Origin of the sequence: Micromonospora echinofusca (assembly GCF_017614955.1) — a bacterium.
Classification (GTDB): Bacteria; Actinomycetota; Actinomycetes; order Mycobacteriales; family Micromonosporaceae; genus Micromonospora; species Micromonospora echinofusca_A.
On record NZ_WVUH01000290.1, the window covers coordinates 1 to 9,474 of the forward strand.

Genomic DNA, 9,474 nt, shown 5'->3' on the forward strand with positions numbered 1-9,474 from the left:
CGCCCAAAAGCAGTGGGGCAGACCTGAGCCTCTACGCCGTCCTGCGGCAACTGCAGTACCTACTCGCGACCTGGCTCGGGTTCTGCCCTCTCTGCCACCAACTCGTCCCAACCTAACAAAGCACTACTAGGTTCGCTGTCATGGTGGACAGCGGTCAGCGGTTGTGGCTCGATGTGGCGTATCAGGACAAGGACGAGGCCAAGGCGGCCGGGGCGCGCTGGGACGCTGCGGCGCGTCGGTGGTATGCGCCGCGGCCGGGGATCGCCGCCCTGCAACGGTGGGCCGCCGCACCGGAGGTACCGCAGCTGCTCCCTGGCGAGGACCGGAGCCTGGGTACCGGGCTCTTCGTCGACCTGGTCCCCCGGACCTGCTGGTTCACCAACGTCCGGTCCTGCGTGGCCACGAAGGACTGGGAGCGGCTGCGACGCATGGTCGTCGGTCGGGCCGGCCAGCGGTGTGAGGTCTGCGACCGGAGCGCCGCGCCGCAGCAGAAGCGCTGGCTGGAGGTCCACGAACGGTGGTCCTACGACGACGCGGACCTGGTCCAGCGGCTGGGACGGCTCATCTGTCTCTGCACCGACTGTCACACCGTCACGCACTTCGGCCTGGCGCAGATCAAGGGATTGGAGCAGCAGGCGTTCGGGCACCTGATGAGCGTCACCGGCATGACGGCATCCCAGGCACGCACCCATGTCGAGGGGGCCTTCCAGCTCTGGGAGCGACGTTCCCGGGTCACCTGGAGACTGGATCTGAGCATCCTCACCGACGCGGGGATCACCCTCAACGAGCCACCGGACGCCAACGCCCGTGCCGTCGTCGCCGACCGCACCACCCGGGACGTCCGGCGCTGAGATCACCCGGCAACGGGCCCACCGGCACGGGTCAGGGGGTGTGCACCCACACCCCCTTGATTTCGGTGTACGCCTCGATCGCCGCCGCGCCCATCTCCCGGCCCAGGCCGCTGGCCTTGAACCCGCCCCACGGGGCGGCCGGGTCGGGCTGCGGCGGCATGTTGACGAAGACCGCCCCGGCGCGGATCGCCCCGGCGAGCCGGTGGGCGGTGGACAGGTCCCGGGTCCACACGGCGGCGGACAGCCCGTAGTCGGTGTCGTTGGCCCGGTCGGCGAGTTCCGCCGGGTCGTCGTAGGGCAGGACGCACAGCACGGGTCCGAAGATCTCCGCCCGGGCGATGGTCATGTCGTCGCGTACCCCGGCGAACACGGTCGGCGGGTAGAAGAAGCCGTCGGCGAGCCCGTCGGCGGTGGCGCGTACGCCCCCGGTCACCAGGTGGGCACCCTCGGCGGTGCCGGTACGCACCAGGTCGTCGACCCGGCGCAGGTGTTCGGCCGAGACGAGCGGACCGAGCTGGCTGTCCGGGGCCAGGCCGGGACCGAGCCGCACCGCGCCGGCCATCCGGGCGAGCGTGTCGGCGAACTCCTCGGCGCGGGAGCGCTGCACGTACAACCGGGTGTAGGCGGTGCATGCCTGGCCGCTGTTGACCAGCCCGCCGCGCAGGCAGCCGGTGGCTGCGGCGTCGAGGTCGGCGTCGGCGGCGACGATCACCGGTGCCTTGCCGCCGAGTTCCAGGGTCACCCGTTTGAGGTGTTCGCCGCAGACCCGCCCGACCTCCCGTCCGACGGCGGTGGAGCCGGTGAACGACACCTTGTCCACCCCGGGGTGGGCGACCAGGCTGCGGCCGGTGTCCGGGCCACCGGTGACCAGGTTGACCACGCCGGCCGGTACACCGGCCCGCCGGCACAGCTCCACCAGGTACGCGGCGGTGAGCGGGGTCTGTTCGGCCGGCTTGAGTACCACGGTGTTGCCGCAGGCCAGGGCCGGGGCGAGTTTCCAGACCGCGATCAGCAGCGGAAAGTTCCACGGCACGATCAGGGCGCAGACCCCCACCGGTTCGCGGCGGGTGTAGTGCAGGGTGTCCGGGTAGGACACCGGTACGGTGGTCCCCTCGATCCGGGTGCACCAGCCGGCGAAGTAGCGCAGGTGCTCGGCGGCGGCGGCCACGCAGCCCCGGGCCGCGCGCAACGGCTGGCCCTGGTCGCGGGTCTCCAGCTCGGCCAGGGTGTCGGCGTGTTCGTCGAGCAGCTCCGCGATCCGCCACAGCAGCCGGGCGCGCGCGGCGGCGGTCATCCGGGCCCAGGCGGGAGCGGTGAGCGCGGCGCGGGCCGCCGTCACCGCCGCGTCGACGTCCGCCGGGCCGGCCTGCGCGTACCGGGCCAGGGGCCGCCCGGTCGCCGGGTCCACGGAGACACCCTGACCGCCCTCGGCCGCGTCCACCCAGTCGCCGTCGACGAACAGCCTGGTCACCTGCTCGGTTGCCACGGTGTCGGTCACGGCTGCTCCTGTCTGCTGTGCCCGGCGGCGACGAGGTCGGTGTGGTCGGCGGTGACGAAGTCGGCGGCCAGTTCGCCGATCAGGATCGCCGGGGCGTTGGTGTTGGCGGTGGTCACCGCCGGCATGACCGACGCGTCGGCGACGCGGAGTCCGCGTACGCCGTGCACCCGTAGCCGGGCGTCGACCACGGCCCGGTCGTCGGCGCCCATCCGGCAGGTACCGACCTGGTGGTGGAAGGTGCCGGCGGTGGCGCGGACGTGGGCGCGCAGTTCGTCGCGGGTACGCACCTGCGGGCCGGGGTAGATCTCCCGGGCGGCCCACTCGCCGGTCAGGGACGGTGCGGTGCCCATCTCCCGGCACAGGATGACCGCGTCGACCAGCGCCTCCACGTCCTGGGCGCAGGCGAGCGTGGCCGGGTCGATGTCGAGTTCCGCGTGCGGGTCGGCGCCGGTGAGGCGGATCCGTCCCCGGCTCACCGGGCGGACCAGACCGGCCTGGAGGGTGAACCCGTCGGGTGGGCCGGACATCCCCGGCTGGTACATCGGGACCGGGAAGTGCAGCGCCTGGACGTCCGGTACCGGCAGGCCGGAGCGGGTACGCCAGAACAGGTGGCTCTGCATCGGGGACAGCTCCGGGGATCGGCCGACCGGTCGGCCGGTACCGAAGATCACCGGGACGAGCAGGTGGTCGTGCAGGTTGCGGCCCACCCCGGGCAGGTCGACCCGGACGTCGATGCCGTGCCGGCGCAGCTCGGCGGCGTCACCGAGTCCGGAGAGCATCAGCAGGCGGGGGGACTCGACGGTGCCGGCGGAGACGATCACCTCGACGTCGGCCCGGGTGGTGGCGGTACGCCCGTCGCGTTCCCACTCCACGCCGGTGCAGCGGTCCCCGGTGAACAGCAGCCGGCGGGCGTGGGCCCGGGTGACGACGGTGAGCCCCGGATGGTCGGCGATCGGGCGCAGGTACCCCTCGGCGGCGCTCTGCCGCCGGCCGTCCCGGATGGTCAACTGGGTGTGGGACACCCCGTCCAGCTCACCGGAGTTGTAGTCGGGGTTGACCGGTACCCCGGTCTCCTGGGCCGCCTTGACGCAGGACTCGAAGATCGGGTCGGGGCGGTACCGGGACAGCACGTGGATGGGGCCACCGGCGCCGCGCAGCGCGGACCGGCCGGCGTCGAGGTCCTCCATCCGCCGGTGGACCGGCAGCACGTCCGCCCACGACCAGCCGTCGTTGCCGAGGTAGGCCCAGTGGTCGTAGTCGGCGGCGGCCCCCCGCGCCCAGATCATGCCGTTGAGTGCACTGGACCCGCCGAGCACCCGCCCCCGGGGCCAGTGCAGACGCCGGTCACCGGCGTGCGGCTGCGCCACCGTGTGGTACGCCCAGTCCTCCTCGGCGTGCCACAGGTAGGCCAGCCGGCCGGGGGTGGCGATGTCGGGGTTGGTGTCCGCTCCGCCGGCTTCCAGCAGGACCACGCGCAGTCCCCGGTCCACCAGGCGGCGGGCCAGGGCACAGCCGGCGGATCCGGCGCCGACGACGACCACGTCCGCGCCGTCAGGTGTCGCTGCCACGTGTGCTGCCCCCTTCCGCCCGCCGACGGGTCGGCACGGGCGACGTGTCGTGTCACCGCCCGCCGACGGGTCGGCACGGGCGACGTGTCGTGTCACCGCCTGCCGGTCCCTGGTGGGCTGGCGGCGGATGCCGGTCAGGCGGCGGCCAGGACCAGCACGGCGTTCTGGCCGCCGAAGCCGAACGAGTTGCTCAGCGCCACCTCGATGTGCTGCGTCCGGGGCGCCTTGGTGACCACGTCCAGGGCGATGTCACCGTCCTGGTCGTCGAGGTTCGCGGTGGGCGGCACCAGGCCGTGCTGCAACGCCAGCACGGTCAGGGCCGCCTCGATGCCACCGGCGGCGCCGAGGGCGTGCCCGAGGGCGCCCTTGCTGGCGGTCACCACGGGCGCCGGGCCGAGCAGGCGACGCAGTACCCGCGCCTCGGCCAGGTCACCAGCGGGTGTGCCGGTGGCGTGCGCGTTGACGTGGTCCACGTCGGCCGGTACGAGACCGGCACCACGCAGGGCGTCCCGTACCGCCCGCTGGACGCCCCGGCCCTCCGGGTCGGGGGCGGTCGGGTGGTGCGCGTCGGCGCTGGCGCCGAAGCCGAGCAGCCGGGCCCGGACCCGGGCGCCCCGGGCGGTGGCGTCGGCGGCGCGCTCCAGGACGAGCAGGCCGCATCCCTCACCGAGGACGAAGCCGTCCCGGCCGGTGTCGAACGGCCGGGACGCGGTCGGGTCGGCGCGCCGGGACAGGGCGCCCATCTGGGCGAACCCGGCGACGACGAGGGGGGTGACGCCGGCTTCGGTGCCGCCGGCCACCACCACGTCGCAGGTCCGGCTGCGCAGCAGGTCGTGGGCCAGGCCGATGGCGGTGCTGCCGGAGGCGCAGGCCGTGGCGGTGACCAGGTTCGGTCCGCCCGCACGCAGGTCCATGCCGACCTGCCCGGCGGCCATGTTGGACAGCATCATCGGCAGCAGCAGCGCGGAGACCGCCTCGGGACCCTCGGCGGCGAGGACGGCGTGCTGGGTGGCGGTGGTGGTCACCCCCCACATGCCGACGCCGATCACCACGCCGACCCGGGCGCCGTCCCAGGTGGTCGGGTCGAGACCGGCGTCGGCCACCGCCTCCCGGGCGGCCACCAGCGCGAACTGCACGAGCCGGTCGTACTGCCAGTGACGGCGGCCGACGGTAGCGCGCGGGTCGAAACCGGGTACCCGGCAGGAGAGGTCGACGGGCAGGCCGGCCAGGTCGGGGTCGTGGGCTGCGGTGGAGGTCCCGGCGCAGACCGTCTGCCAGGTCCGCGCCACGCCGATCCCGCCCGGGGTGACCAGCCCCAGGCCGGTGACGACGGTCTCCATCCCGGTCACGCCGCGCGGGCCAACGAGGCTTCGATGACGCCGGCCAGGGCGGCGATGGTGGTACGCGGGGTGGTGTCCTCGTCGGCGATCTTGATGTGGAACTCCTTCTGCAGGACCAGGGCCAGTTCCACCATGAACAGCGAGTCCAGTTCCAGTTCCTCGAAGGTCACGTCCGGGCCGATCTCGTCCGGTTCCACCTCGAAGCGGGTGGTGAGGATCTGCACCACCTGCTGGTACACGTCGGTCATGTCGCACGCTCCTCGTGGTGTTCGGTCGGTGGTAGCTGTGGCCAGACGAGCACGGTCGACCCCCAGGTCAGACCGCCCCCGAAGGCCGTGAGCAGGACCCGGTCGCCGGGGGTCAGCACACCGGTGGCAGCGGCGTCGGCGAGGGCCAGCGGGATGGAGGCGGCACCGGTGTTGCCGACCCGGTCGATGTTGGCCACGATCCGGTCCCGGGCCAGGTCGAGGTCGTCGGCGAGGGCGTTGAGGATGCGGATGTTGGCCTGGTGGCTGACGATCCGGTCGACCTCGTCGAGCTGCCAGCCGGCGCGTCGCACGACGGTGCGGGACGAGGCGGACATCCGCAGGACCGCGTTGCGGAACACCTCGCGGCCGTCCATGGTGAAGTAGTGCGCGGCCGGGTCGACCGGCCGGCCGGACAGCCGTTGCCGGGCCCCGCCGGCGGCCACCTGGATCAGGTCGCTGCCCTCCCCGTCGCTGCCCAGGTCGAAGGGGCCGAGGGCGCCGGGTTCGTCGGGGGCGCCGGCGCGCAGCACGACCGCCCCCGCCCCGTCGGCGAGGACCACGGCGGTGGTGCGGTCGGCCGGGTTGGTCACCGCCGAGAGTGCGTCGGCGCCGATCACCAGGACCCGGTCGGCGAGGTCGGTGGCGATCAGGCCGGCCGCGGTGGCCAGCGCGTAGACGAACCCGGTGCAGACGGCTCCCACGTCGTACGCGGCCACCCCGGTCAGTCCCAGCCGGGAGGCCACCTCGGGGGCGGTGGCCGGGCAGGACCGGTCCGGCGTCATGGTGGCCACCACGACGGCGTCCACGGCGGGGGTGCCGGCGCAGTCCAGGGCCCGCCGGGCCGCCTCGACCGCCAGGTCCGAGGTGGACGTGCCCGGATCGACGAGGTGGCGTTGCACGATCCCGGTCCGGGACCGGATCCACTCGTCCGAGGTGTCCAGTCCGGCGGAGAGGTCCGCGTTGGTGACCACGCGCGGCGGCACCCAGCCACCGACGCCGGCGAGTACGGCCGACCGGGTCGTCACGGTACCCACCGAATGGGTAGATTCATATTGAATCCCTTGGATTTCATTGAGTGCGGACCGGTAACCAGTTAACACTGCGACACCCGCATCGCGCCCCCTAGGTTCCGCCCGTTGGGGTTTCCCCCAGTACTCCGACGCAGCGCGGCGAAATTAGGCTGACCACGCCTGCATCCCGTGGTGGAACGCCCGGAAAACGGCGAGAGGAAATCGACGTGCCATTCGCGCAGACGCATTCGCGCGCCATCCCGACCCCGTTACTGGACCACGTTGTGGTCCTAGTCGACCCGGCCGCCTTCCGCGACATATACGCCTGCGAGATGCTGCGTGAACAATTCGCCCGGGTGAAACCGAAAAACGTCACCAGCTCCATCGCCGGGCGGTACTCGGCCCTCGGGGTGGCCGGCACGAACACCCTCCTGGAGCTGTTCGACGGCGCGCTGCCCGGCCCCCGCCGACTCACCGGCGGGCTGGTCTTCTCCTTCGAACACCCCGGTTCGGTGCACCGCGCCCGGGAACTGCTCGACACCGGGCCCGGCATCGGCGGCGAATACGAGCTGGTCACCCGCACCGCCGCCGACACCGGCGACGTCCACCCCTGGTACCACATGCTGCGGGCCGACCTCGGCGCGGACAGCCCGCTGCTGATGTTCCTCAACGAGGTCACCGGCGAGTACTTCGACTCGGTCTCCGCCCGTCGCGGGCCGGACGGGGAACTGCTGCGCAGCGGCTACCTCGACGCGGCCTTCGGCACCGGTACCGGCGACCGGCGCCGGCTGCGCGACATCACCGCGGTCACCCTGCGGGTACGGCCACCCCGGGCGGCCCGGATGGCCGACGCGCTCGGCGCCCTGGGCTACCGGGCCACCACCAGCCCACCCGGGCGACCCACCGACGCCGACGAGCCGACGTACCGGATCAGCGGCCCGGGTGTCGACATCACCCTCGTCGCGTCGACCACCGGGGCCGAGGGGGTCCTCGACATCACCACCGACCTGCACGAGGCACCGCCGCAGGAACAGGAGTTCGTCTTCGGCGACACCTCGCGTCTGGTCCTGCGGCCGGACGGCACCGCCCACTGGACGTTCACCCCACCGGCCTGATGAGGATAGGTACGTCGATGCCCGGCGATTCCGTGCTGTTCCACGAGGCGGTCCTCGCACACGCCGCCCGTACCCCCGACGCGGTCGCGGTGGAGGCCGCCGACCGGTCGCTGAGCTACGCCGACCTGGCCGCCCGCGCCCACCGGGTGGCGGCCCACCTGCGCCGCCACGGCGTCGGGCCGGACGTGCCGGTCGGGATCGCCCTGGACCGCTCGCCCGGGTACGTCGTGGCGGTGCTCGGCGTCCTGCTGGCCGGCGGTGCGTGGGTACCCCTGGACCCGTCCTACCCCGCCGAGCGGCTGTCCTACATGCTCGCCGACTCCGGCGTGGACCTGGTCGTGGCCGAGGCGCACACCCTGGACCGGCTGCCGGCCGGGCGGGTCCGCCGGATCGACCCGGCCGAGGCCGCCGCAGAGACCGGGCCGGTGACCGGGGCGGCGCCGCAGGCACCGACCGGACGGCACCTCGCGTACCTGATCTACACCTCGGGTTCCACCGGCCGGCCCAAGGGCGCCCAGCTCAGCCACGGCGGCCTGGCCAACCTGGTCCGCGCCCAGGCCGACGCGTTCGGGGTCGGCCCCGGTGACCGGGTCCTCCAGTTCGCCCCGACCAGTTTCGACGCCTCGGTCTTCGAGACCGCCATGGCGCTGGCCACCGGCGCGACCCTGGTCCTGGCGGACCGGCCCGCCATCGCGCCCGGACCGGACCTGGCCGCCACCCTGCGTACCCGACGGATCAGCCACCTGACGCTGCCACCGTCGGTGCTGGCGACCCTGCCCGACGAACCCCTGCCCGACCTGGCCGTGCTGGTCTGCGCCGGTGAGGCACTGCCCGCCGCGCTGGTGCAGCGGTGGGCGCCGGGGCGGCGGATGTTCAACGCCTACGGCCCCACCGAGGCCACCGTCTGGGCCACCCTGGCGCAGGTGCACCCCGACGGTCGGCGGCCGTCCATCGGCGTACCGGTCACCGGCGTGCACGTCGCCGTGCTCGACCCGCAGGGCCGGCCGGTACCCGACGGCGAGGTCGGCGAACTGGTGATCGGCGGTGCCGGGGTGGCCCGGGGCTACCACGCCCGGCCGGCGTTGACCGCCGAGCGGTTCGTCCCCGACCCGGACGGCCCACCCGGGGCGCGCCGCTACCGCAGCGGCGACCAGGTGCGGCGGCACCCCGACGGGAACCTCGACTACCTGGGCCGCATCGACCACCAGATCAAGCTGCGCGGGCACCGGGTGGAACCGGACGAGGTGGCCGCCGTGCTGGCCGAGCATCCCGCCGTCACCGACGCGGTGGTGGTGGCCCGGGGTGCGGGTGACGCCACCCGCCTGGTCGGGTACGCGGCCAGCGGTCACGACCCGGCCGGGCTGCGCGCCTTCCTCGCCGACCGGCTGCCCGCCTACCTGGTACCGGACGTGGTGGTCACCCTCGACGCCTTGCCGCTGACCGTCAGCGGCAAGGTCGACCGGTCCGCCCTGCCCGCGCCGGACCGGGCCAGCGCCGGCCTGACCGCCCCGGTCACCGCCCCGCGTACCGGCACCGAACGGCTCCTCGCCGGGTTCGTCGCCGACCTGCTCGGCAACCCCGGCGGCGGACCGGCCCCGGCGGCGACCGGCGACGGACCGGCCGCACCGGCCGCCGACAGTGGACCGGCCGCCGCGTCGCCCACTGCTCCCGGGCTCGGGGTGCACGACGACATCTTCGCCCTCGGCGCCAACTCGCTGATGGCCGGCCGGCTCGCCGCGCGGGTCCGCGCCGAGACCGGCCGGGAACTGCCGGTCGGGGTGATCTACCGGTCCCCCACCGTGGCCGCCATGGCCGCCGCGCTGGACGGCGCCGACGACAGCGAC

Annotated in this window: 8 protein-coding genes; 3 read left to right on the forward strand and 5 right to left on the reverse strand. The window is 74.0% G+C overall.

The features are described from left to right. The first annotated feature begins 140 nt into the window (after positions 1–140). A complete protein-coding gene (locus tag GSF22_RS25675; protein ID WP_208816306.1) occupies positions 141–851 on the forward strand; it encodes a DUF5710 domain-containing protein in 711 nt (236 codons plus the stop codon). Between the two features lie 31 nt (positions 852–882). Here the strand turns inward: GSF22_RS25675 and GSF22_RS25680 are convergent, their stop codons facing one another. The 5 genes from GSF22_RS25680 to GSF22_RS25700 all read right to left on the reverse strand — a co-directional run bounded on the left by GSF22_RS25680 (position 883) and on the right by GSF22_RS25700 (position 6,530). Beyond that, entirely contained in the window at positions 883–2,349 is a 1,467-nt protein-coding gene (locus GSF22_RS25680) for an aldehyde dehydrogenase family protein (protein WP_307804320.1), read from the reverse strand. Beyond that, positions 2,346–3,917: a GMC family oxidoreductase gene (locus GSF22_RS25685; protein WP_208816307.1), complete on the reverse strand. Its 1,572-nt coding sequence runs from the start codon at positions 3,915–3,917 to the stop codon at positions 2,346–2,348. The genes GSF22_RS25680 and GSF22_RS25685 overlap by 4 nt, the downstream gene beginning before the upstream one ends. A gap of 134 nt (positions 3,918–4,051) precedes the next feature. Further along, positions 4,052–5,257 (reverse strand): beta-ketoacyl-[acyl-carrier-protein] synthase family protein, encoded by a 1,206-nt coding sequence (locus GSF22_RS25690; RefSeq protein ID WP_244454119.1) that lies wholly within the window; start codon positions 5,255–5,257, stop codon positions 4,052–4,054. Positions 5,258–5,262: 5 nt separating this feature from the next. Continuing rightward, positions 5,263–5,505 carry an acyl carrier protein gene (locus tag GSF22_RS25695; protein ID WP_208816309.1) on the reverse strand — a complete coding sequence of 81 codons (243 nt, stop codon included), beginning with the start codon at positions 5,503–5,505 and terminating at the stop codon, positions 5,263–5,265. Further along, the gene (locus GSF22_RS25700; RefSeq protein ID WP_208816310.1) at positions 5,502–6,530 is read right to left on the reverse strand and encodes a beta-ketoacyl-ACP synthase III; all 1,029 of its coding nucleotides are present in this window, start codon (positions 6,528–6,530) and stop codon (positions 5,502–5,504) included. Before GSF22_RS25700 ends, GSF22_RS25695 begins: the two co-directional genes overlap by 4 nt. 269 nt (positions 6,531–6,799) lie before the next feature. Here GSF22_RS25700 and GSF22_RS25705 point away from each other — a divergent pair, with 269 nt between their 5' ends. Beyond that, a complete protein-coding gene (locus GSF22_RS25705) occupies positions 6,800–7,630 on the forward strand; it encodes a DUF5829 family protein (protein ID WP_307804322.1) in 831 nt (276 codons plus the stop codon). 17 nt (positions 7,631–7,647) lie between these two features. Further along, a partial coding sequence (locus tag GSF22_RS25710) for a non-ribosomal peptide synthetase (RefSeq protein ID WP_244454120.1) occupies positions 7,648–9,474 on the forward strand: 1,827 nt, incomplete at its 3' end.